This is a genomic window from Sphingopyxis sp. (genome assembly GCF_019459305.1).
Lineage (GTDB): Bacteria > Pseudomonadota > Alphaproteobacteria > Sphingomonadales > Sphingomonadaceae > Sphingopyxis.
In genome coordinates this window covers 1-23,538 of sequence record NZ_JAIBES010000082.1, presented here as the reverse complement: position 1 = coordinate 23,538, position 23,538 = coordinate 1, and the positions used below count along the sequence as shown (strand labels likewise).

Genomic DNA, 23,538 nt, shown 5'->3' with positions numbered 1-23,538 from the left:
TTATTTTTTCGGAGTCTTGCGGGTTGCGTTGCCTTTGGCAACCGGTTTCGCCCGCGGTTTGGCGGCAGGTTTCGGGACGGCTTTTGCTTTCACCTTCGGTTTTGACGTTGCTTTGGCCGCCGGTTTCGGCGTTGCCGTAGCGGCTTTGGGCTTTTCGGCTTTCGGCACCGCCGCCATCAAATCGGCGAAACTTTCCTCGATACATTCGCGGAAAAAGGCGATGTCGGGCATGATTGCGCGCTCGCAGATGATCGAAAAGGCGATGCGGCCGTTGTAGCTGGGGGTGGCAACGAACAGCCCCATATTGTTCGCGAGCGGCGCCATGCCGTGCTGCATGACGAGCTGTGCGCCCGCAAGGTACAACGGCACCTGCGCGCCGGGGACGTTCGAGATGAACAGGTTGGTGCCGCGCACTGCAAAGCGTTCGCTGGTGACGAGCCGCGCCACCGCGGCCATCGTCGCGCCCGGAATATGCTGCGACAGGTCGGTCATGATCCGCGCGCTGACGCCTGCTTTGGCTTCCTTCGCCTCGACCGTATAGTCGCGGATCGCGGCGAGGCGCGCAAGCGGGTCGTCGATGTCGCTGCGGACGGGGACGCTCATAGCCGAGACCTGATTGCCGGGCGTCGAGGCCTTGCCCGCTCCCTTGTCCTTGCCGCGCAGATTGATCGGGGCGACCGCGACCAGGCTGTCTTTGGGCAATTCCTTGTGCTTCGCCAGATATTTGCGCAGCGCACCGCCGACCGTCGTCAGCACGACGTCGTTGACCGTCGCGCCCGGCACCTTCTTGCGAACCAAGGCAACGTCGGACAGCGCAACCGAGGTGCCGTCGAACATCTTGTGCGGGCCGACCGGGACGTTGAAGCGTGTCTCGGGTACCCCCGCGGTCATCCCGCCCTCGGCCATCGCCTTGCGCGCCGACGAGATGATCGCCGGCGACATTTTCATCAGCGCGTTCATGAACTTGACCGGCGATTGCAGCGACGCCGACCAGGCGCGCGACAGCGTTTCGGCGCTCGACGGCGGATCGCCCAGATCCTCGACCGGCGGCGGTTCGGCGATCGCAGGGGTGCCCTTGGCATCGATATCGCTCATCGCGATGAAGGCGTGCGCGCCCGACGCGCCATCGACCGCGGCGTGGTGGACGCGGTGGAGCATCGCGAAACTGCCCTTCGGAATGCCCGGGATGCGGTCGAGCCCCTCGATGATATAAATGTCCCACAACGGACGGTTCATATCCATCGGTTTGGAGAAATAGCGCGCCACCGCGATGCAGAATTGCCGCCAGTCGCCGGGTTCAGGCAGGCGCGCATGGCTCATATGCGCCTCGACATCGAAATGCTCGTCCTCGACCCAATAGGGATGATCCATGTCGAACGGCAGGCGGTGGAGGCGGCGCTTGAACAAGGGCGAAGTGTGGACGCGGCTTTCGACGTGGCGGATGATGTCCTTGAAGCGCACGAAGCCGCCGGGCGCGGTCGAGGGATCGTAGATATAGACCCCCATGATATGGGTCAGGTTGTTCGCGGTCTGGGTGTAGAGGAACTGGGCGTCCTGCGCGCTGAGCTGTTTGAGCATGTTAGGTTCCTTTACAGACATCGTCATTGCGAGCGAAGGGAAGCAATCCAGGCCGGTTTACGCGACTCTGGGTTGCCGCGTCGCCTTCGGCTCCTCGCAATGACGGAAGAGAGCAAGTCATTGCTGCTCTCCCACCCCCGGCAACCGATCCGCCAGCGCGACAGTCGACAGCCGCATCGTTTCCATCACGTTCGCCAGCCCGCGCAGTTCCGCCAGCAGCGCGCGGCGCGCGGTAAGGAGGTCCGGAGTCGCTTCCTCGGCCAATCCCATGTGGCGCATCAGCGACAGGCCGTTGGCGAACAGCAATTTGCCGATCGCGGCCTCGCTGCTGATCCGGCGGAGCAGATAGGCCTGTTTGCCCTCGGTCAGCGCGGCGTCGTACAAGGCCTTTTCATCGACCGCGTCACCCGGCTTTCCGCGCGCGAGCAAGTCGGCGACGACCGAATAGGCCTCGGCAAAGGGCAGCAGGATCGCGTGGCCGACGACGGGCTGGCAGCGGCGCAGCAGCTGCGCGATGCCGCGGTCGCCGCTGGCGAGGCGGCGGTCCCACACCGGATCGATGCGGTCGAGCTCGGCGCGCAATGCGGCCATATGCTCGTCGCGCGGCGGATAGAAGAATTCGAATTTGAACAGGTCGCGGAGGCGATCGATCTTGTCCCAGAACGCCGCGGTCGCATCGCCGCTGTCGGCGTCGCGTAGTTCGAACAGCGCCAGTTCGATCATCGCGCGGTCGAGGAAATGATGCGCGATGATGTTGCGATAATAGCTCGCCATCGGATGTTTGGTGGGGTCGATCGAATAGATATTTTCGCTGCCCGCTTCGTAACGGGTGAGCAGTCCGCTGGTGACGAGCGTGTCGACGGTGGCCGAAAGCGCCGCGTCGTCACCGCTACCCAGTTCGCTGCTGATCCGGATGCCGCGCGCCCGCGCCCAATCGGTCACCGCGCCGATCGCCCCGAGCAGTTCGGCCGAGGTCGCGCCGCGCGGCGCCATGCCGAGCAGGATCAGGCACATTACCGAGGTGACGGTGAGCGGGGTGACGCGGTTCGCCTCGACCGCGACGGCAAAGGCGATCTTTTCAAGCGCGCGTTTGTCGTCGGCGCCCGGCGCGGTGTCGATCACCACCGGGTTGCCGATGTCGAGCCGAATGCGCCCCGAGGGTTCTTTCAGGCTCTTCATATAGCCGATGAACCACGCCAGACTTTCGGGCTTCTTGCTGCGCCCGGTCTGTTCGGCGGCATATTCCTCGACGTCGCGGATCAGGTCGAAACTGGTAACGAAGGGGACGAAATGGACACCGCGCGTGCCCGTCGCGTGGGCGGCGTCGAGGACATATTTCATCAGGCCATATTTGGGCGGCATCAGCTTGCCGAGGCGCGATCGGGTGCCCTCGAACGCCCAGCTCAGCGGGAAGCGCTTGGCGAGCAGCCAGGCGATATAATGGCGCAGCACGAGTTTATAGACGGGCTGATCCTGAAAGCTGCGGCGGATGAAGATCATCCCCGAGCGGCGGAAAAATTCGCCCATCACCGCGAAGTCCAGATTGGCGCCGCCGAAGCTGTGCAGCATCGGCATGTCGTTCTCATAGGTAAGGCGGCTGGGGGTGGCGCCGTCAATATAGGTTTTGTGGGTGAAGAGGATCGCGGTCGGATGTTCACGCAGGATGGCACGCAGCCGGGCGAGTTCGGCGGCGTCGACCTCCATCTCGGGCGCGTAGCCGCCGAACATCATGCGGTCGAGGCGGGCGCGGAGGTCGAGGAACAATGCGCTGGGCCGCGCAATGACCTCTTTCATTAGCGGGCGGGCTTCGCGAAACAGTTCGGCGACCGGGCGGCCGGTTGCCTCGGACAATTCGGCGAGCGCTGCACGGAATTTAGGGCTGGTGCGCAGGCCATCGGCGACAAAGCGCGGCACCTTGTAGCGGGTCCCGCGGATGCCGCGTTCGGCGACATCGAGCGCGAGCCCGGCCTGCCGCGCGACGAAGCCGGCGAACTCGGCACCATCGGGGCCAGCCGCATCGCCGCCGCCGGTTTGCGCCGCGAACCGGTCGCGCAAGGCGGCGAGCGTCGCCGCCTCGCCGACCAGTATCTGCGCGCGGCGGCGGTCGCGGAGCAGGATCAGTCGAGCGCGCAGCGAGCCGGGATGGCGCGGGTCGCCGAACAATATGTGGCGGAATTTGAGTGCGCGGTCGCGCTCGAACCCCGGGATGCGCCACGCGACGCGCAGCGGCACCACCTGCCGCGACGGTTGCCCGTCGAGCCGCGCGCGGAGGGATCCGAGCGGCAGGGCGTGGTCGTCATCCTCGATCGCGAGGCTGGCCCATTGGGGATCGTTGTCGCCAGCGGTGGCGTGGACCCAATCGAGCAAGAGCTGGCGTTCGACCCCGTTGCGCGCGTCGATGATATAGAGCCGGTCGGCCGCGTCCTCCGTTATGATGGGGGTGCGGGGCGTGCCGTCGGCCATGTCGCTACAATCCCTCCGTCATTGCGAGGAGCGTAGCGACGCGGCAATCCAGCGTGGGGTAACTCGCCCTGGATTGCTTCGCCAAGCTCGCAATGACGATGTCGGACATGCGCTAGGCCGCCCTTCCCTTTCGCGGGGAGGCCTTCTTGGTGACCGTCTTTGTCGCAGGCACCTTGTTCTTCGCTGCGGGCTTCTTCGCAGCCGACTTCCTGGGCGTAACCTTTTCGGCGTTAACCTCGGGAGAAGCAGCCTCCGGCGCGGGTTCCTTCGCCACCGACTCCGCGACGCTTTCCTCGGGCTGGCCGAGGGTACGCAGGAACATGTTGCGGACGTCGCGGACATGGCTGTTGATCGTTCGCGGGGTCCACTTCGACGTATCGACCGGCGGCAGAACAGTGACACGCACCGTTGCGGGGCGCATCACGAACTCGTTCTTCGGCGCGACATCGGTCGCATTATGGATCACGATCGGGACGATCGGCACCCCCGCCTGCATCGCCAGATGGAAGGCGCCCTTTTTGAACGGCTCGAGCTTCGGGGTCAGGCTACGCGTGCCTTCGGGCGAGATGCAGATCGACTTGCCCTCGACCTTGATCGCATCGACAAGCGGCTCCATCGCCTTGATCGCGCTCTTGCCGTCAGCGCGGTCGACGAAGACGGTGCCGCCCCATTCCATCAGCTTGCCGAGGATGGGAATATTCTTGATCTCTTTCTTGCCCACCCCGCCCATGTCGCGGCGGATGAGCTTGGCGAGGATCATCACATCGGCCTTGCTCTGGTGGTTGAAGATGAAGACGCAGGGGCGCGAGGACCAGAGATGCTTCTCGTCCTCGACCTCCAATTCGACCCCGGTGATCGCGGTCGCGAAATCGCCGAACAGCCCGATCGAAAAATTCGCCGCCTCGCGCTGCGAGCGGGTGAGCGCCCAGATCGGCAGGCCCGCGGCAAAGGCGCCGACGAGCGAGCCGGTGGCGTAGATGGTGCGGGTGTAATCGACCCAGCTCGGGGTGCCGCGGCTGCCAAAGCGTTGGACCGGCCAGCCATTTTCCTCGGCGATCGCTTTGAGTTTTAAATTCGGGTTGAGCGGGCGCGGTTTGCCGACGCGCTCGAGCAGTTCAATATCGTCGTCGCTGTCCGAGTAGAAAAAGCTCTGGTCGAGGTCGAGGCCATATTCGGCGGCCAGTTCCTCGGCGGCGAGCACCTTGCCCTCACCGAAGCAGAGCGGGCGAATGATGTCGCCGGTAAAAACGCCATCCTCGATCTCATAGGCCGAGCATTTGATGTCGGTGATGCCTAGGTCGCGCGCTGTCGGTTCGATCTGATAGATCGTCGCCGACGAGACGATCGCGACGCGGTGGCCCTTCGCCTGATGCGCCTCGATGATCGCGCGGGTTTCGGGATAAATCTTGCGCGCGATATGCTTTTTGTAGAGCTCTTCGCCGAATTCGATGAAGCTTTGCTCGTCGACGCCCTTCATGAATTTGGCGGCGCCCGACATCAGCCCTGAAAAGCCGATGGTGCCGAGGCTGTGCTGCGCGATTACCTGGGCGGTCTCGGCAATTTCTTCCATCGACATTTCGCGGCGCTGGAATTTCTCGCGCAGCATTGCGGTGGCGGAGTAGCCCGAGATGATGGTGCCGTCGAAATCGAACAGCGCGGCGATATGCGATCCGGGTTCGGACGCGAGGACTTCTTCCAAATGTGGCTGCGGCCTTGGCACGCGCATCTCCCCACCAACGGCTTGTTTGCCGCCTTATCCCTGCACGATGACAGGTAAAATGGGGTTAATCAATGGCGCGAAAGTGCGGCCGCTTCCCTTGCCAGCGTCTCGATCCGCGTCGGGTCGAGCGGCCCTGACGGGACGACCCAGCTGCCGCCGACGCACAGCACCGCTTCGAGCGCGAGCCAGTCGGGTGCGGTTGCGAGGCTGATGCCGCCGGTGGGGCAGAAACGCGCCTGCCCGAAGGGACCGGCGAGCGCCTTCAGCGCCGGGATGCCGCCACTGGTCGCCGCGGGGAAAAACTTGAAGCGATCGAGGCCGAGGTCCATGCCGCGCATGATGTCGCCGGCGTTGGCGGTGCCGGGCAGAAAGGGAATGCCGCTCGCGACCGCCGCATTGCCGAGATTTTCGGTCAGGCCGGGCGAGACGATGAACTCGGCGCCCGCATGGATCGCGCCGGCCAGCATCGCGGGGTCGAGCACGGTCCCTGCGCCGACGACCGCGCCCTTAACCGACTTCATCGCGGTGATCGCGTCGAGCGCCGCGGGGGTGCGCAGCGTGACTTCGAGCACGGTCAGCCCGCCCGCAACGAGCGCCTCGGCCATTGGCACCGCATCCTCGACCCGGTCGATGACGATTACCGGGATGACGGGGGCGAGGCGCATGATCTGGTCGATGGACTGGCTCAAATGACGGACTCCATGGCAGCAAGAACGGCCGACCCGCCCTTCTCGGCTTCGTCGGCGTGGTGGCGGAACAAGGCGAATAGCTCACGGCCTACGCCGAGCGCAGGCGGCGGGGCGACGGCGGGCGAGCGCGCGGCCCAAACCGCGGGATCGACGAGCGCGAGCACCTCGCCTTGCTTCGCACAGACGCGGACCATGTCGCCGTCGTTGAGGAGGGCCAGCGGACCGCTGACGCCATCGGCGCCAGGTAAGGCTTCGGGTGACAGGTGGATCGCTGCGGGCACCTTGCCGCTGGCGCCCGACATGCGGCCGTCGGTGAGCAGCGCGACGCGGAAACCGCGGTCCTGCAGCACGCCGAGTGCAGGGGTGAGCTTGTGCAGTTCGGGCATGCCGTTGGCGCGCGGACCCTGGAAGCGGACGACGACGATGATGTCCTGTTCGAGTTCGCCTGCCTTGAACGCCGCGAGCACCGCGTCCTGATTGTCGAAAATGCGGCACGGCGCCTCAATCGTCCAGCGATCTTCGGCGACCGCGCTGGTCTTGATGATCGCGCGGCCCAAATTGCCCGCGAGCAGGCGCATGCCGCCGTCGTGCGAGAAGGGCGCAGCAACGGGGCGCAGCATTGTGTCGTCGCGGCTTGTCGGGGGGGCGGCCTGCCATTGGAGCGCGTCCTCGACGAGCACCGGCTCGCTCGCATAATCGGCCATCGTGCCGCCGACGGTGAGCACATCGCCGTGCAGCAGTCCGGCCGCCAGCAATTCACGCACGACATAGCCGATGCCGCCCGCGGCGTGGAAATTATTCACGTCGCCCGCGCCGTTCGGATAGACGCGCGCGAGCAGCGGCACGGCGTGGCTCAGCTCGTCGAAGTCCTGCCAGTCGATGATGATCCCCGCGGCGCGGGCGATGGCGGGGAGATGGATCGCGTGGTTGGTCGAGCCGCCGGTCGCGAGCAGGCCGATCGCGGCGTTAACGATTGCTTTTTCATCGACGCAGCGCGCCAGCGGGCGGTAATCGTCGCCGTCCCAGCCGATTTCGGCTACCCGGTGCGTCGCGGCGCGGGTCAGTTCCTGGCGCAACTTGGTGCCGGGGTTGGTGAACGCGCTGCCGGGGATGTGCAGCCCCATCAGTTCCATCATCATCTGGTTCGAATTCGCGGTGCCATAGAAGGTGCAGGTACCCGCGCCATGATAGGAGGCCGCTTCGGCGTCGAGCAGTTCGTCGCGCGTCGCCTTGCCCTCGGCATAAAGCTGGCGGACGCGCTGCTTTTCCTTGTTGGCGAGGCCTGAGGGCATCGGCCCGGCGGGGATCAGGATTTGCGGCAGATGGCCGAAGCGCAACGCGCCGATCAGCAGGCCGGGGACGATCTTGTCGCAGATGCCGAGCAGCAAGACGCTCTCGAACATCGCATGGCTGAGCGCGATCGCGGTGCCCTGCGCGATATTGTCGCGGCTGAACAGCGACAGGTCCATGCCCGCCTGCCCCTGGGTCACGCCGTCGCACATCGCGGGAACCCCGCCCGCGACCTGCGCGGTGGCACCGACTTCGCGGGCGAAGAGTTTGATCTGTTCGGGGTAGCGGCCATAGGGCTGATGCGCCGAGAGCATGTCGTTGTAGCTGGTGACGATGCCGATATTCATCGCGCCGCCGGTGCGGATCGCGGGTTTGTCGTCACCCGCGGCGGCAAAGCCGTGCGCGAGGTTGCCGCAAGAGAGGTTGCCGCGGTTGGTGCCGGCTTCGCGCTGGCGCTCTATGAGGTCGAGATAGGCGGCGCGGCGCTGGGCGCTGCGGGTGACGATGCGATCGGTGACCGCGGCGATGGTTGGGTGCAGGATGGTCATGCGATCAAACCTAATCCCTTCTCCCCTTGCGGGAGAAGGATACGAAGCCTTGGCGCGAAGCGCTTAGGCGGAGTCGGATGAGGGGTTGCGAGCCAGAGGCTCGTGCGGTCCTGCGGACCGCAACCCCTCACCCAGCTTCGACTGGGCAGCAAGATGCCAGGTCTGCGCAACCCTTTCCCGCAAGGGGAGAGGGGGTTTGTCTGCTCAATCATGCCAGCTTGCCCCATCGCGTTCGATCAGTGCGATCGCGCTCGACGGACCCCAGCTGCCCGCCGTGTAGGTCTGCGGCGCCATGTCGACCGCGGCCCAGGCGTCGCGGATCGAATCGATCCATTGCCACTGCGCTTCCACTTCATCGCGGCGCACGAATAACGTCTGGTCGCCCTCGATGAAATCGAGCAGCAGGCGTTCGTATGCGATGCGGCGACGCTCGCCGGCGAAGCTGTGCGAGAGCGAGACGTCCATCGTCACTTCTTTCAGCTTCACGCCGTTGCGGTCGAGCCCGGGCTGTTTGGCCATCACCTTGACCCGGATATTCTCCTCGGGCTGCAGGTTGATAATCATCATATTGGCGTCGAGCTTGCCCGCGCCGACGCGCGCGAAGATATTGTGCGGCACGGGCTTGAACTGGATCAGCACCTCCGACTTGCGTTCGGGCATGCGTTTGCCCGTACGTAGGTAAAAGGGCACGCCCTTCCAGCGCCAATTGTCGATGAAGGCTTTGATCGCGACAAAGGTTTCGGTATTCGATGGCTGGCCGAGCTCGTCAGCATAGCCCGCGACCGCGCCGCCATTGACCGCGCCGCTGCTGTACTGGCCCTTGACGCTGTGCGCCTTCACATCTTCGGCGGTCAGCTTGCGCAAGGAGCGGAGCAGCTTGACCTTTTCGTCGCGCACCGCGGTCGACGAGACGCTCGACGGCGGCTCCATCGCGATGATCGCGAGCAGCTGGAGCATATGGTTCTGCACCATGTCTTTCAGCGCGCCGACCCCGTCATAATAGGACACGCGGCCCTCCAGCCCGACTGTTTCGGCGACGGTGATCTGGACATGGTCGATTGCCTGCGCGTTCCACAGCGGTTCGAACAACATATTGGCAAAGCGCAGCGCGAGCAGGTTTTGGACGGTTTCCTTGCCAAGATAATGGTCGATGCGGAACACATGGTCCTCGGCATAGGCATCGCCGACCTGCGCGTTCACTTCGCGTGACGAGGCAAGATCGTGGCCGATCGGCTTTTCCATCGCGATCCGGCATTCGGCGCAGGCGATGCCCGCAGCTTTCAGCCCCTGCGCGATCGGTCCGAACATCGACGGCGGAGTCGATAGATAGACACCGATCGGGCACTGCATCCGGTCGCCGAGCAGTGTCGCCAATACGTCGTAGCCCGTCCCCGCCCCCGCATCGATCGCGCAATAGTCAATGCGGTCCAGAAAGGCCGCGACACCGGCATCTTCGATACGGTCGGCGGGCAGATGTTCGGTCAGCGCCGCACGCACCTGCGCGTGAAAGGCGGCGCGGTCCATCTTCGAGCGACCCGATCCGATGATCGTGAGCGCGTCGGCGAGCAGTCCGTCGAGATGCAGATTGTAGAGCGAGGGAAAGAGCATGCGCTGCGCGAGGTCGCCCGTCGCGCCGAACAGCACCAATGTCTCGACTTTCACGCTCACGCCAATCCCCTCGGATATCCATCAGGGAAAATGGCGGAGCCGCGGCGCGATTGCAACGCGCATACGTAGGCTGACCATAATAGACGAAGGCGGGGGTCCGCGACCCACCGATCCGAAAAATCATCCTCCATGATCGCGCGGATGTTGGTTATACCTTCGGCCAGGAACGCCGGGTCGACATTCTCATTCTCGCCATGCAGGTTGTTGTCGGCGTTGACGACGGGGATTGTCACCATCGGCGCGCCGAGTTCACTCGCAAACAGCGACAGCGGCAAACTGCCCCCGGTCGACGGCACGACGACCAGCCGGTCGGGGGAGACGCTTTCGAGCAGATGCTTGACGCGCATCACCATCGGCTCGTCGAGCGCGGTGCGCTGCGCTTCATAGCCAAAGCCGGAGACGATTTTGGCGACCAGCGGATGCGACAGCCGTTCCTCCTCGGTCGGGGCGCGGTCGAGGACGCGATAACCCTGTCCTTCAACAAAACGCACCAGCCGGGCCAGCTGGCGGTCGATGCGGTCGCCCTTGACCAGCCGCATGTCGAGCCGCACCTCGGCCTCCGTCGGGATGACGTTTGCCGCCTTTGTATCGGTCGTGCCCGCGCTCAGCCCGGTGATTTCGATCCCCGGCAACAAGACCAGTTCGCCGTGGAGTTTGCCGCCGCCCTGCGTCCGCGCAATGCCCAGACTCTGCCGTGTCGCGTCCATCGACGGCGCCTTGGTGATTTCGGCCAGTTCGGCGGCGGTCGCGAGGACCGCATCGTCATAGAAGTCGGGGATCAGGATGCGGCCCTCGGCGTCCTTCAGGCTGCCGAGGAGCGCCGCGAGGCGCAGCGCCGGGTTGGGCGCCCAATTGCCGTAATTGCCCGCGTGCAGCGGCCGGTTCGCGCCGTAAACGGTGATGCCGACATCGACCACGCCGCGCACCTCGAGCACCATCGTCCTATACCCCGCGGTATGCCGCGGGCCGTCGACCATGACCCACAGTTCGCTGGCCAGCTTTTCGCCATGCGCGCGCAGGATCGCGCGAAGATGGGGCGATCCTTTTTCCTCTTCGCCTTCGAAAAAGAACTTCACATTCACGCCCAGCCGCGCGGCGGTTCCGGCAGGGTCGCGAAAGGGGTTGAGCGCGACCATCACCCCCGCCTTGTCGTCGGCCGCGCTGCGTGCCGCCAGCCGGGTGGAAACTCGGCGCCCGGCGTCTAGGGGCCGAGCACCGTGCCGCCCTGTTCGATCGGGCGCGAGATCGCGACCGGGCGGAAGGGCGACAGCCCCGGCGCCCAACGTTCGGGGTCGACGGGCTGGCCATCATAATGGGCATGAAAGACGATCGTTTTCGTCGCGCCGGCGGTCATCACCTCGCCGAAGACCGCGGGCGGCGCTTTTCTGTCGGGATCGTAGAGCAGTTCGGACGCGATGCCGCGCCGCTGCATCATCGCCTGGCCAAAGCGCGCATTGGTGAGCGCGTCGGCGGGGTTGGCGGCATCATTGGGCAGCGACAGGAAGGCGATATATTCTTCCAGCGTCGCGGCGTCGGGCAGCGTCGGCTGCGCCGCAGCGGGCGTGGTGACGACTGCGGCGACCAGTGCCACCATGCCAACCGCAAGCACTTCCTATCGTTTCGACTAACGCTGCATGATCCCCTCCCCCTTGCCCAAACCTGCGACGACCTTCGCAACCGACCGCGCTGCTGCCCACCATCGTGAATGACCCCCTGCATTGACCGCCCCGACGCACCTGCCTTAGGGAGGTCGATATGCCCGACAGCGCCCAGCCCTATGACGTCATTGTAATCGGCGGCGGCGTCAATGGCGCCGGGGTGGCGCGCGATGCGGCGGGGCGCGGGGCGCGGGTGTTGCTGCTCGAAGCGGGCGATCTGGCGCAGGGGACGTCGTCGGCATCGACCAAGCTGATCCATGGCGGGCTGCGTTACCTCGAGCATTTTGAATTCGCCCTGGTGCGCGAAGCGCTGAAGGAGCGCGAGACTTTGTGGGGCATCGCGCCGCATATCATCTGGCCGCTGCGTTTCGTGTTGCCGCACCGGCCGGGGCTGCGCCCGCGCTGGCTGCTGCGGCTGGGGCTGTTCCTCTATGACCATATCGGCGGGCGCAAGAAGCTGCCCGCGACGCGGTCGATCGACTTGCGCCACCATGCGGCGGGCGAAGTGTTGCAGCCGCAATATACGCATGGCTTTGAATATTCGGACGGCTGGGTCGATGACGCGCGGCTGGTGGCGCTGAACGCGCGCGATGCCGCCGAGCATGGCGCGAAGGTGCGCACACGAACCCGCGCCGACATGCTGCGCTGCCAGGACGGGCTGTGGGTGGTCGAGGCAAGCTGCGCCAATGGGCATAGCTATCGTTTCACGGGGCGCGCTATCGTCAATGCCGCGGGTCCGGCGGTGCTCGATCTACTGAAGCGGGCCGATGCCGAACCGGAACACAAGATGCGGCTGGTGCGCGGGTCGCACATCGTGGTGCGGCGGTTGTTCCAGCACGAGTATGCCTATTTCTTCCAGCTCCCTGACGGCCGCATCTTTTTCGCCATTCCTTATGAGCGCGCCTTCACGCTGATCGGCACCACCGATGTCGATCATGACGGCCCCGCCAGCGCGGCGCGGGCAAGCGCGGACGAAATCGCCTATCTTTGCGAAGGCGCCAGCCTGTATTTCCGCGAACCGATCACCCCGGCCGATGTCGTGTGGACTTATTCGGGGGTGCGGCCACTGATCGAGGACGGGTCGGGGCGGCCCGAGGCAGCGACGCGCGGATACCGCATCGACCTCGACATGGAAGAGGGGGCGCCGCTGCTCACGATCTATGGCGGCAAGATCACCAGCTATCGCCATGTCTCCGAGGCCGCTGTAGATGAGTTGGTGGATCATGTGCCCGCGTTGGCGGGGAAGCGCTGGACCGGCAAATCGGCGCTGCCGGGGGGTGATTTTTCGACCAACGGGGCGGCGGCGCTCAAGGCCGAGATCAAGCTCGAGCATCCATTCCTCACCGCCGCGACGGTCGATCGTATCGTCAAGGCCTATGGCACCGACGCGCGCCGCTGGCTGGGCGATGCCGACGGCTGGGACGCGCTGGGCGGCGAGATTGCGCACGGGCTGAGCGTGGCCGAGGCGGCGTGGCTGGTCGATCATGAATGGGCGCAGACGACCGACGACATATTGTGGCGGCGCAGCAAACTGGGGCTGCATTTCAGCGCGGACAATGTGGCGAAGCTCGCGGCGTGGCTCAGCGGCAGGACCGAACGCTCTTAGAGCAGAATGCCTTCAGTTAGAATCGTGTGTAACCTAAGCTCATCAATCTCTAAAGATCGGCGCCATATTGTTCGGCAAGCTTCGCGCGCCTGACCTTCCACGTTTCGGCGAGCACCGGGACATCGCGCAGCGCGCGGAGGTCGGCGGGGCGATCCTTTGCTTCGCCGCCGACCAGCAATCCGAACAGCGATGCCAGCGGCCAGTCGGGATAGGGACGCTCGACGAGTTCGAGACTGTCGCCAGCGCGTACCTGCCCGGCTTCAAGGACGCGATAGTACCAACCGGTCCGCCGCGTCTTCACCACCTGCGCCATCACCCCCTTCGTTCGGAAACGATGGTCAAGTTTCCAGCACGGCTGGCGCGCCTGGCTGACTTCGACGAGCGCAGTGCCGAGGCGGAAACGGTCGCCGAGGCAGACGTTGGTTTCGTCGAAACCGGTGGTCGAGATATTCTCCCCGAAGGCGCCGGGTGCATCGAGCAGAGCTGGGTTCCCCAGTTGCCCCCGCCACCAGTCATAGTGATCTGCGGGATAATGATGGACTGCCTTGTCGATGCCGCCATGGACGGTGCGATCGGCCTGCTCGTCGCCGGCCAGCCCCATCGGCCCGACCGCGACCGCATGCGTCACTGGCAGCTTGCCGATTGCGCTGGGTTCGTCATCGCCGCGGAACGAGCGCACCTGTCCACAAAGGACGGCAAGAATTCCGGTTTGCATGGCGGTGATTGATAAGCCGCAGGTGGGAAATGGCAATCGTCCCGGCGGGGACAAGCGGGCGGCGATGCGCTAGGGTGCCGACATGAACGACGCGATGATTGACCTGTCCGTCCAACGATTGGGCCTTGCCGAACCTGGCGACGCCGCGCTGGCCCGCAGCTTGCCAATCGAGGCGCCGGTGTCGATCGAGGTTGGCGGAATCGGTTATGCGGTGATGATGGCGACCCCTGCCGATCTGGAGGATTATGCGCTGGGGTTCGCGCTGAGCGAAGGGCTGGTCGAGGCGACCGATCAGATCGAGCGCATCGACGCGCATCCAGTGGAGGGCGGCTGGGCGCTGCGCCTCTGGGTACCGGCCGAACGCAAGGCGATGGCGCTGGAGCGCGCGCGCCAGCGGGTGAGCGAGAGCAGTTGCGGCCTGTGCGGGATCGAGAATATCGAGCAGGTCTTGCGCCCCCTCCCCCCACTGACCGCGCGGATAACGACAGACCGCACCGCGATTGCCGCGGCATTGGCGGCGCTGCGCGATCACCAGCCGCTGGGCCAAGCCACCGGCGCTGTGCATGCCGCTGCCTTTTGCACGCCGACAGGCAAAATCCTGTATGCGCGAGAGGACGTCGGGCGGCACAATGCGCTCGACAAGCTGATTGGAGCGCTGGCGCACGCGGGGACCGACCCCGCGACCGGGTTCATCCTGCTGTCGGCGCGGTGCAGTTATGAGCTGGTCGAAAAGACTGTGCGCGCCGGATGCCCGATGCTCGTCACCATTTCGGCGCCGACCAGCCTGGCGGCGGAGCGCGCGGTGCAGGCGGGGTTGACGCTGGTCGCACTGGCACGCGCCGACTCTGCGCTGGTCATCAACGATGCGCGCGGGATGATCGCGTGAAGACGCTGGGCGCGGTGCTTGCGGGCGGACGGTCCCGCCGCTTCGGGTCGGACAAAGCGGTCGCGATGCTCGACGGGCAGACGCTGCTCGATCATGCGCGGGCGGCGCTGCACCCGCATTGCGACGCGGTGGTGATCGTTGGCCGCGAGAGTGGCATCGCCGACTGGCCGCGCCCCGACATGGGACCGCTCGGCGCCATCGCGGGCGCGCTGCGGCACGCCGCCACGAACGGCTTTGGGCAAGTGCTGATCGCGCCCGTCGATTGTGTGCGCCTGCCCACCGATCTTCGCGCGCGGCTGGAACCGGCATCGGCGTTTGTCGACACCCAGCCCGTGGTCGGGCTGTGGTCGGTAACAGCGCTGGATGATTTGCAGGCGATGCTGACCGGCGAAGACGATCACGCCGTGCGCGCCTTTGCCCGGCGGGTCGGCGCGCGCGGCATCGCGGTGGATTTTGCGCTGCCCAATATCAACAGTGCCGACGATCTGGCGCGGCTGGCGGGCGATCCGGGCTAAGCCGCCATCGGCACGACGCGCACGGGTATCGCCTTCGCGGCCGGACAGCCGCTGGTCTTGTCGTAATGGCCGAGCGGCAGCAGAGGGTTAAGCTCGGGATAATAGCCTGCAACCGAGCCGCGCGACATCGGATAGTCGATGATCGTGAGCCCCTCGACGCGGCGGACGACGCCGTCGTCGGTGATCGTTTCAAGCGCGACCTTGCCGCCCGCCGCCAGCCCGCGATCGGCGATGTCGTCGGCATTCATGAACAGCACCATGCGGTCGTTGTACACGCCGCGATAGCGGTCGTTGTAGCTGTAGATCGTGGTGTTGAACTGGTCGTGCGAGCGCACCGTGGCGAGCCGCAGCATGCTCGGGTCATCGACCGGCGCGTTGACCGCGAGGCCGGGCAGGACCAAGAAATTGGCCTTGCCGTTCGGGGTCGCCCACGCGCGGCGGCGCGGCGGGATGTCGAGGTGGAAGCCGAGCGGCGCCTTGATCCGTTCGGAAAATCCCTCGTAGATCGCGGGATAGACCGCGGCGATCTTGTCGCGGATCAGGCTGTAATCGTCGATGTAGCTGGCCCAATCGACCTTGCTGTTTGGCAAGGTCGCCATCGCCATGCGGCAGACGATTTCGGTCTCGGTCAGCAGATTCTCGCTTGGCGGGTCGAGGACGCCGCGCGAGGCGGTGACGTTCGACATCGAATCCTCGATGGTGACGAATTGCTCGCCTGCCGCGGTTTCGATCCGTTCGGAGCGCGCGATGACGGGCAGAATCAGCGCGTCCTTGCCGTGGACGAGGTGGCCGCGGTTGAGCTTGGTCGCAATGCCGACGGTCAGGTCAAGCTGGCGCATCGCATCATAGGACCGATCGGTATCGGGGACCGCGCGGACAAAATTGCCGCCGAGCCCGATGAAAACCTTCGCGCTGCCGTCCAGCATCGCCTCGATCGATTCGACCGTATGATGGCCGTGGTCGCGCGGCGGTTCGAAGCCGAACACCTCGCGCACTTTGTCGAGATAGGCCTGGCTCGGCCTTTCATCGATACCGACAGTGCGGTCGCCCTGCACATTCGAATGGCCGCGGATCGGCGAAATCCCAGCGCCCGGCTTGCCGAAATTGCCCTTGAGGAGCAGCAGATTGGCGATCTGTTGCACCAGCTGCGATCCCTGCTGATGCTGGGTGATCCCCATGCCATAGCAGATGATTGTCGCGTTCGAACGGATGTAGATGTCGGCGCAGCGGCGGATCTGCGCCTCGTCCAGCCCCGATGCCGCGACGATCGCGGGCCAGTCCTGTGCGGTGATGTCGGTCCGAAGCGCGGCAAAGCCCTCGGTGTGTTCGGCAATGAAGTCTTGGTCGAACACCGCCTCGCCCGCCGCGTCGCGTTCGAACATGACCTTCATCATGCCCTTGATCAGCGCCAAGTCGCCGCCGATCTTGATATGGACAAACTCGCTGCTTACCTCGGTCGATCCGAAGGTCGCCATCTGCACGATGTCCTGCGGTTCGGTGAAGCGGACCAACGCGCGTTCGGGCATCGGGTTGACCGCGACGATCGGCGCCCCGCGCTTGCGCACCTCGACCAGCGGGGTCATCATCCGCGGCGCATTGGTCCCGGCATTGTGGCCGATCAGAAAAATCGCTTCGGCATGCTCGAAATCGTCGAGGACAACAGTTCCCTTGCCGATACCGATCGACGGCGGCAGGCCGCGACTCGTAGGCTCGTGGCACATGTTCGAACAATCGGGGAAATTGTTCGTGCCATACTCGCGCACGAAGATCGAATAGAGGAATGCCGTCTCGTTCGCGGTGCGGCCCGAGGTGTAGAATTCGGCGTGGTGCGGGCTGTCCAGCGCGCGCAGATGACGGCCGATCAGCGCAAAGGCATCATCCCAGCTGACCGGCACATAACGGTCGGTGGCGGCGTCATAGCGCAGTGGCTCGGTCAGCCGCCCCTGCATTTCGAGCCAATAGTCGGATTGCTCCATCAATTCGGACACGCTGTGCTCGGCGAAAAATTCGCGCGTGACGCGAAACTTTGTCGCTTCATGCGCCAGCGCCTTCGCGCCATTTTCGCAAAATTCGAGTTTCTTGGTACAGGTCGCGTCGGGGAAGGCGCAGCTCGGGCATTTGAACCCGCCGGGCTGGTTCATCGCCAGCAGCGCGCGCGATCCCTTGGTCACCACGCTCTGTTCCATCAATACCTTCGCCGTGGCAGCAGCAGCACCCCAGCCGCCCGCGGGGCTGGTGTACGTTCGGTATCGGGGTGCGTCGGCGCTCATCGGCGAATTAAACCACAGTGGCGCCCGGACGCCAACCGGCTAGATGTTGGCGCGCCCGGCAGGATTCGAACCTGCGACCACCCGCTTAGAAGGCGGGTGCTCTATCCAGCTGAGCTACGGGCGCTTGGCTCGCGCGAATAGCGTGGTTTGCGTGGGGTGCAAAGCGCGTTAAGCAGCGTTCCGATGACCAAATCTTCTGCCCCGATCGAAAAACCGCAGCCTGTCAGCGCGTCGGCGGTCCGGCATTTTCGCTACTATGACCTCGTCATGGCCGCCTTCGTCGCCGTGCTGCTGCTGTCGAACATCATCGGCGCGTCGAAGCTATCGACGGTCGGAACGCTGACCTTCGGCGCGGGGATCCTGTTTTTCCCGATCAGCTATGTGATCGGCGACGTGCTGACCGAAGTCTATGGCTATGCCCGCGCGCGGCGGGTGATCTGGGCCGGGTTCGGCGCGCTGATCTTCATGGCGGTAATGAGCTGGGTCGTGCTGGCGATGCCGCCGGCGCAGGATTGGTGGTGCAGCGGGACCGAGGCTTTGGTGCTCAAATCCAACGAGCCCAGCGGCAGCGGCGCGGTGTGTCAGGCGACCTATGACAGCGTGTTCGGCAGCGCGTGGCGGATCGTGCTTGCCTCGATCGCTGCCTTCTGGGCGGGGGAGTTCGTGAACAGCTATGTCCTGGCGCGGATGAAGGTCGCGACCGGCGGGCGATTCCTGTGGATGCGCACGATCGGATCGACGATCGTCGGGCAAGGGATCGACAGCTTGATCTTTTACCCCATCGCCTTCCTCGGCATCTGGGAAACCGAACAGGTGGTGATGGTGATGGCGACGAACTGGGCTCTGAAGGTCGCGTGGGAGGCGGCACTGACCCCGGCAACCTATGTCGTAGTGGCGGCGTTGAAACGCCGCGAAGGTGTCGATGTGTTCGACGAAGGCACCGATTTTACGCCATTCGCTGCCAAGGTTTGATCCATGACACTTATTGAAATCGCCTCGCTGTTCGGCGAACGAAAGGCTTCGTTGGTCGAGTTGAGCGGACTCGATAAAGACGCGCTGCACATCTATTTCGGGCTGGCGCTATTTCTGCTCATTCGCGTGTTCTGGCGGTGGCGTGGTGGCTGGGTGGTCGCATGGCTGACAGTTCTGGTCATGGCCTTCGGGGGCGAATGGCTCGACATGACGCGCGAAATGGGTGACGCGACAATCCAGCCCGACGCGGCGCATTGGCACGACATCTGGAACACGATGTTCTGGCCGACGGTGCTGTTGCTCATTGGGCGCTGGCTGCAACCGAGAGCGAAGTCCTCCGCCGGTGCGTCTGACGAAATGTCAGGCGAGGACGCCGAGCGCCGCTTCGAACAGGCGTAGCCCGTCGGTGCCGCCATGCGCGCGGTCGATCGCGCGTTCGGGGTGCGGCATCATGCCCAGCACATTGCCGGCGTCGTTGAGCACCCCCGCGATGGCGCGCGCCGAGCCGTTGACGCTGTCGGCGTAGCGGAAGGCGACGCGCCCCTCGCCCTCGATCCGGTCGAGCGTCGCGGCGTCGGCGAAATAATTGCCGTCATGGTGCGCGACCGGGATGTTGATCGTCTCGCCCGCATTATAACTGGCAGTGAACAACGACTGGCTGTTCTCGACCTTCAGCGGCACGGTGCGGCACACGAAGTTGAGACCGGCATTGCGCATCAAGGCGCCGGGAAGCAGCTGGGCCTCGGTGAGTACCTGGAAACCGTTGCAAATGCCGAGCACCGGGACGCCGCGGCGCGCGGCATCGGCGACCGCGCGCAGGATCGGTGAGCGTGCGGCCATCGCGCCCGAGCGCAGATAATCGCCATAAGAGAAACCCCCGGGCAGCGCGATGAAATCTGTGCCGTCGGGCAGGTCGGTGTCGCGGTGCCACACCATCGCGGGGGCACGGCCGGTGACCTGCTCGAGCGCGACCGCCATGTCGCGATCGCAATTGGAGCCGGGAAAGACGATGACGGCGGTCTTCATGGCAATGGCTCCTGTTACGGGCGTTCGATGCGGTAGTTTTCGATTACCGTGTTCGCGAGCAGCTTGGCGCACATCGCCTCGAGATCCGCATCACTTGTCCCGTCGGCGACGTCGAGTTCGATAAAGCGTCCGGCGCGCACATCGGCGACGCCGCCGAAGCCAAGCCCTTCGAGCGCATGGTGGATCGCCTTGCCCTGCGGGTCGAGAACCCCCGGCTTGAGTGTCACATAGACATTCACTTTCATGGGCGTGGACCTTTGTAAGCGGGGTGCGGGAGGATGGGCGCGCCTATGCCCGCGAATCACATTGGGGGCAAGAGGTGGCAGGCGGCCGGAACGGCGAAAATTGCCGCTGTTCGGATTTGCGAACTAGTCGCATCTTAACTGTTGCGAATCGCTCGCACTATCCCTACATCATACTTGTTGAGAAGGATTCGCACATGGTCGTCTGTGTCTGCAACGCAATAAGGGAAAGCCAGCTGCGCGATGTCGCGCGGACCGGCCAGTTGCGCTGCGCCAAGGCGGCCTATGCGCAATTGGGTCGCAAACCCAAGTGCGGACAGTGCCTGCCTTTCGCTCGCAATATCATCAGCGACGTCGCCGCGACCGCCTGATTTTTCTTGGTTTTCCGCCATTTTGACCTTGGCCTGATGGGGCCGGGCGGCGTATAATGCGCCCATCCCATTCCAAGACAAAATGACAGGACGACAGCATGAAGGGCGACGAAAAGGTCATCGATTTTCTGAACGAGGCGCTCAAGAACGAGCTGACCGCGATCAACCAGTACTGGCTGCACTATCGCATGCTCGACAATTGGGGCGTCGCGCGGCTCGCCAAGTTCGAGCGCGAAGAATCGATCGACGAAATGAAACACGCGGACCAGTTGGCGGACCGTATCCTGTTCCTGGGCGGCCTGCCAAATTTCCAGATGCTCGGCCGCCTGCGCGTCGGGGAGACGGTCGAAGAGATACTCAAGGCCGATCTGGCGCTGGAGGAAGAGGCGATTCCGCTGCTCAAGGACGCGATGGCGCATAGCGAGAGCGTGCGCGATTATGTCAGCCGCGACCTGTTTGGGTCGATCCTCGAAAGTGAAGAACATCATGTCGACGAGCTGGAAAAGCAGTTCGAGATGATCGAGCGGATGGGGATTGAGAATTATATCCAGCTGCAATCGAAACCCGCTGGGGACGATTGAGAGTCATCGTCGCCCCCGCGCACGCGGGCGACGAAAAAACCACGGTTTTCAGAGGCGCTTTCGGGCGCCTCTTTTTCCGCTTGCATTTGCGATTAAGTCTCAATAGCAAGATCAAGCAGTCCCCTCCTGCCGGTCGCTTCCCCATGCAGCGACCGGCATCTTTTTCAAAAGCGGGCACAGAAGACTGCAACGGCCGGGAGACGATAGAGCCATGCACAGCAGCACCCTGATCCGGCAACTGACCGAGCAACCATTGATCCGCGACCTATCGGTCGAAGCCGCGCAAGCTGTGCTGGCGCTGCGCTATTGCATCGTCTGCCGCCGCAACGACCGCGACCCGATGCCCGAGCTGGAGCGACGCTGGGGCAACATCCTGGCGGCGCGGCGCTATCGGTTGGTGGTCGAGGCGATCGGCCACAGCTGGCCCGATCCCTTTGCGGTCGCCCCGCCCTGCTGCCCACGCGCCAGTTTCGACGAGGCGCTGCTGGCAGGCATGGTTAGCGCCGCGGCGCACAGCGACCGGGTCCAGTTTGATGTGCTGACCGCGGATATGCTGGGTAGCGATGCGCGCGAGATGATCTTCGCCGCGCTGGAGAATTTCATTCAAGCGCAGGCGCCACGGCGGGTTTAGCTTTCGGCACCTTTGCGGAGCGTAGCCCAGTTATCTGCTATAGTTTGGCGCGTGCCTGGGCAAAGGCTCGAAGGAACTCACCTTCGGTAAGCGCTCCTTGGATGAGTAAGGGGCCGATCAGGTATCCTGGGGTGCCCTGGAGGCCAAGAGAGAAAGCCTCTCGATGGTTCTTGGCCAGTTGGTTAGCTATTGCGGGTCTGTATTGAGCCAAATCAGTCTCGAGCTGGCGCCAATTGCCTCCTGCCTCTTGTATCGACTGACGCAGGGCGGAATCGTCGAGACTATGCGACCTCATCAAAGAGTGGTGAACGGGCGAGTAAATGCCTTGGTACTGGGCTGCCAATGCGACTTCAGCGGCTCGTTCGGAACGTTTGCCAAAGATCGACCAATCTTTGTAAACGACCCTTATATTTCCATCCTTAGCTATGGCGGCCCGCATTGCTGGGTCAGCTTTCCGGCAGGCTGGGCACTGATAATCCGTGAATACTACCAACGTCAGATCGGCAGTGCCTGTGAGAATCTCGGGAGATCTCTTGCCCGTAAGGATCTGAACTGCAGAAGCGTTATCGCCCACGTAACGACCTAGCGGACGTGTGCTCTGTAGCAAATATGAGGTCGCCGCGCCCACCAAGACAAGGCCGAACAGGATAAGCAATTCTCTTCTGAACATTGCAACACTCTGCATGCGCCGCTCTGTTAAGCCAAGCAGAACGGTTGCAACTGGCTCGTCAGCGGACGCCCCTCACTACTTCCCCGCCTTGTCGCTCACCGCTCGGATCACCAGCGCCTTGCCGTCGACCAGATAGCGCTTCGCCAGCGTTTGCAACTCCGTCGGCGTCGCGGCCTCAACTTCGCCGATCCCCCTGCGGCTGCGGTCGAGGCGCTCGCTGTGGCTCGTCGCCTCAGCGACATAGTTCAGCCAATAGGCATTTTCACGCCGCGACTTGGTCATCGCTTCAACCAGCGGCTTGCGCGCGCGGTCGAGCAGATCGGCATCGACGGGCGCATCGCGAAGCTCTTTGGCGATGGCAAAGATCGCGGCGCGCGTCGTCGCGAGATCTTTGAAATCCACGTTGCTCGCGGCCAAGAGATGGCCGTATCCCGGAAACTCGTCCGACAGGCTGGCCGCGGCGCCAGGGCTATAGCTTTCGCCGAGCCGCTCGCGCAATTCCTCGGTCAGCTTGAGCTGCATCACCCGCGCGAGCAGGTTGAGCCGCATCGCTTCGGCAAGGTCGCTGTCGTCACGCGCAGGCCAATAGACGCGCAGTTCTGCCTGTTCGGCCGGTCCCTTGTGGACCAGCGTCCGCTCACTGCGGTCGGCCGCAAATTCGCGCACCCGTGCCTCGGTGCGCGGGTCGAAGGCAGCGCGGCGCACAGGCAGCGCGCCAAAGGACGCGGCGATGGCATCGATCGCCGCCTGCTCGTCGATGTCGCCGACGACACCGATCTCGATCGCGCCGTTGGCAAAGCTGTCGGCAACCACCGGCTTCAGTTGCGCCCAGTCGAGCGCCATCAGTTTTTCGAGCGGCGGGGTTTGCGACCGTGGGTCGTCGTTGGCCAATATGCCCCCCACATCGCGGGCGATCACCGCCGCCGGGGTCGCATCATTCGCGGCATATTGCTGTGGTAGCACGCGGCGGATCAGCGCAAGCCCGTCGGGGCGATAGCCGGGGCGGGTCAGATACGCCGCCATCAACTTTGCCTGTAGCCCGAAATCTTCGGGCGAAGTCAGCGCGCTGCCCCCGAATGCATCGGTGGCGTTGCCGAAACTTGGGCTGACCGTTTTGCCCGCGAGGATCGAACGCAGTTCATCGAGGCTGTGCGCTTCGAGCCCGCCCAGCATGAGCGAACCCGCCAGCGACACCCGAGTCGGATCGTCGCGCGTCGCGAGCAAGTTGCCGCCGTCGACGCGCAGCGACAGCATGACGCGGTCTTTCTGAAAATCGGTCTTCTTGATGTTGAGCATCACATTATTGGCGAAGCGAACCCGCCGAATACCCAGATCCTCGACCCGGCCGTCGCTGACGATTTTGCCCGGGGTACCGAAATTGTCATAGGCGAAGGCGGCATTTGCGGCTTCGGTCGGCGCCGCCCCCGCAACCGGGGTCG

The 23,538-nt window shown here is 64.3% G+C and carries 22 protein-coding genes and 1 tRNA gene; 8 read left to right on the top strand and 15 right to left on the bottom strand.

The window, feature by feature from the left end; translation table 11 throughout:
* The 8 genes from K0M74_RS09365 to K0M74_RS09330 form a co-directional block, all read right to left on the bottom strand.
* Positions 1-1,578 carry a wax ester/triacylglycerol synthase family O-acyltransferase gene (locus K0M74_RS09365; protein WP_293971000.1) on the bottom strand — a complete coding sequence of 526 codons (1,578 nt, stop codon included), beginning with the start codon at positions 1,576-1,578 and terminating at the stop codon, positions 1-3.
* Positions 1,579-1,695: 117 nt separating this feature from the next.
* The gene (locus K0M74_RS09360) at positions 1,696-4,041 is read right to left on the bottom strand and encodes a glycerol-3-phosphate 1-O-acyltransferase (RefSeq protein WP_293970997.1); all 2,346 of its coding nucleotides are present in this window, start codon (positions 4,039-4,041) and stop codon (positions 1,696-1,698) included.
* A 112-nt stretch (positions 4,042-4,153) separates the two neighbouring features.
* Positions 4,154-5,740 (bottom strand): HAD-IB family hydrolase, encoded by a 1,587-nt coding sequence (locus tag K0M74_RS09355; RefSeq protein ID WP_293970994.1) that lies wholly within the window; start codon positions 5,738-5,740, stop codon positions 4,154-4,156.
* An 89-nt stretch (positions 5,741-5,829) separates the two neighbouring features.
* Entirely contained in the window at positions 5,830-6,450 is a 621-nt protein-coding gene (eda, locus tag K0M74_RS09350; RefSeq protein ID WP_293970991.1) for a bifunctional 4-hydroxy-2-oxoglutarate aldolase/2-dehydro-3-deoxy-phosphogluconate aldolase, read from the bottom strand.
* The gene (edd, locus tag K0M74_RS09345) at positions 6,447-8,288 is read right to left on the bottom strand and encodes a phosphogluconate dehydratase (RefSeq protein WP_293970988.1); all 1,842 of its coding nucleotides are present in this window, start codon (positions 8,286-8,288) and stop codon (positions 6,447-6,449) included. Before edd ends, eda begins: the two co-directional genes overlap by 4 nt.
* A 204-nt stretch (positions 8,289-8,492) precedes the next feature.
* On the bottom strand, positions 8,493-9,896 hold the full coding sequence (gene zwf, locus K0M74_RS09340) for a glucose-6-phosphate dehydrogenase (protein WP_293971017.1): 1,404 nt from the start codon (positions 9,894-9,896) through the stop codon (positions 8,493-8,495).
* Between the two features lie 56 nt (positions 9,897-9,952).
* Positions 9,953-11,239: a M20/M25/M40 family metallo-hydrolase gene (locus K0M74_RS09335; RefSeq protein WP_293970985.1), complete on the bottom strand. Its 1,287-nt coding sequence runs from the start codon at positions 11,237-11,239 to the stop codon at positions 9,953-9,955.
* A complete protein-coding gene (locus tag K0M74_RS09330) occupies positions 11,158-11,550 on the bottom strand; it encodes a hypothetical protein (protein ID WP_293970982.1) in 393 nt (130 codons plus the stop codon). The genes K0M74_RS09335 and K0M74_RS09330 overlap by 82 nt, the downstream gene beginning before the upstream one ends.
* 161 nt (positions 11,551-11,711) lie before the next feature.
* On the opposite strand from K0M74_RS09330, the gene glpD reads away from it, so the two are divergent.
* Complete coding sequence (glpD, locus tag K0M74_RS09325) at positions 11,712-13,220, top strand: glycerol-3-phosphate dehydrogenase (RefSeq protein WP_293970979.1); 1,509 nt, start codon at positions 11,712-11,714, stop codon at positions 13,218-13,220.
* 49 nt (positions 13,221-13,269) lie between these two features.
* Here the strand turns inward: glpD and K0M74_RS09320 are convergent, their stop codons facing one another.
* Positions 13,270-13,935 carry an MOSC domain-containing protein gene (locus tag K0M74_RS09320; protein ID WP_293970976.1) on the bottom strand — a complete coding sequence of 222 codons (666 nt, stop codon included), beginning with the start codon at positions 13,933-13,935 and terminating at the stop codon, positions 13,270-13,272.
* Between the two features lie 82 nt (positions 13,936-14,017).
* Here K0M74_RS09320 and fdhD point away from each other — a divergent pair, with 82 nt between their 5' ends.
* Both fdhD and K0M74_RS09310 read left to right on the top strand, forming a co-directional pair.
* The gene (gene fdhD / locus K0M74_RS09315; protein WP_293970973.1) at positions 14,018-14,821 is read left to right on the top strand and encodes a formate dehydrogenase accessory sulfurtransferase FdhD; all 804 of its coding nucleotides are present in this window, start codon (positions 14,018-14,020) and stop codon (positions 14,819-14,821) included.
* Positions 14,818-15,336, top strand: coding sequence for a molybdenum cofactor guanylyltransferase (locus tag K0M74_RS09310; protein WP_293970970.1), 519 nt, complete (start codon positions 14,818-14,820; stop codon positions 15,334-15,336). Before fdhD ends, K0M74_RS09310 begins: the two co-directional genes overlap by 4 nt.
* Here the strand turns inward: K0M74_RS09310 and K0M74_RS09305 are convergent.
* Both K0M74_RS09305 and K0M74_RS09300 read right to left on the bottom strand, forming a co-directional pair.
* Entirely contained in the window at positions 15,333-17,606 is a 2,274-nt protein-coding gene (locus K0M74_RS09305; RefSeq protein ID WP_293970967.1) for an FdhF/YdeP family oxidoreductase, read from the bottom strand. The genes K0M74_RS09310 and K0M74_RS09305 overlap by 4 nt on opposite strands.
* A 47-nt stretch (positions 17,607-17,653) precedes the next feature.
* Positions 17,654-17,730: transfer RNA gene (locus tag K0M74_RS09300), tRNA-Arg, on the bottom strand.
* A 59-nt stretch (positions 17,731-17,789) separates the two neighbouring features.
* Between K0M74_RS09300 and K0M74_RS09295 the strand changes: the two genes are divergently transcribed.
* Together K0M74_RS09295 and K0M74_RS09290 are read left to right on the top strand one after the other, a co-directional pair.
* Entirely contained in the window at positions 17,790-18,578 is a 789-nt protein-coding gene (locus tag K0M74_RS09295) for a queuosine precursor transporter (protein WP_293970964.1), read from the top strand.
* Between the two features lie 3 nt (positions 18,579-18,581).
* Positions 18,582-18,977, top strand: coding sequence for a hypothetical protein (locus tag K0M74_RS09290; RefSeq protein WP_293970961.1), 396 nt, complete (start codon positions 18,582-18,584; stop codon positions 18,975-18,977).
* Here K0M74_RS09290 and purQ read toward each other — a convergent pair.
* Positions 18,939-19,604, bottom strand: a complete 666-nt coding sequence (purQ, locus tag K0M74_RS09285) for a phosphoribosylformylglycinamidine synthase subunit PurQ (RefSeq protein ID WP_293970958.1) — start codon at positions 19,602-19,604, stop codon at positions 18,939-18,941. The two genes, K0M74_RS09290 and purQ, sit on opposite strands and share 39 nt — an antisense overlap.
* Positions 19,605-19,618: 14 nt before the next feature.
* Positions 19,619-19,849 carry a phosphoribosylformylglycinamidine synthase subunit PurS gene (gene purS / locus K0M74_RS09280; protein WP_293970955.1) on the bottom strand — a complete coding sequence of 77 codons (231 nt, stop codon included), beginning with the start codon at positions 19,847-19,849 and terminating at the stop codon, positions 19,619-19,621.
* A gap of 194 nt (positions 19,850-20,043) precedes the next feature.
* Between purS and K0M74_RS09275 the strand changes: the two genes are divergently transcribed.
* From K0M74_RS09275 to K0M74_RS09265, 3 genes are all read left to right on the top strand, one after another.
* Positions 20,044-20,217: a (2Fe-2S)-binding protein gene (locus tag K0M74_RS09275; protein ID WP_088442455.1), complete on the top strand. Its 174-nt coding sequence runs from the start codon at positions 20,044-20,046 to the stop codon at positions 20,215-20,217.
* 98 nt (positions 20,218-20,315) lie between these two features.
* Positions 20,316-20,798 carry a bacterioferritin gene (gene bfr / locus K0M74_RS09270; protein WP_039576579.1) on the top strand — a complete coding sequence of 161 codons (483 nt, stop codon included), beginning with the start codon at positions 20,316-20,318 and terminating at the stop codon, positions 20,796-20,798.
* A gap of 211 nt (positions 20,799-21,009) precedes the next feature.
* The gene (locus tag K0M74_RS09265) at positions 21,010-21,429 is read left to right on the top strand and encodes an addiction module antidote protein (RefSeq protein ID WP_293970948.1); all 420 of its coding nucleotides are present in this window, start codon (positions 21,010-21,012) and stop codon (positions 21,427-21,429) included.
* A 37-nt stretch (positions 21,430-21,466) separates the two neighbouring features.
* Here the strand turns inward: K0M74_RS09265 and K0M74_RS09260 are convergent, their stop codons facing one another.
* Positions 21,467-22,114 (bottom strand): DsbA family protein, encoded by a 648-nt coding sequence (locus tag K0M74_RS09260; RefSeq protein WP_293970945.1) that lies wholly within the window; start codon positions 22,112-22,114, stop codon positions 21,467-21,469.
* 60 nt (positions 22,115-22,174) lie between these two features.
* The coding region (locus K0M74_RS09255) for an insulinase family protein (RefSeq protein WP_293970942.1) at positions 22,175-23,538 on the bottom strand (1,364 nt) is incomplete at its 5' end.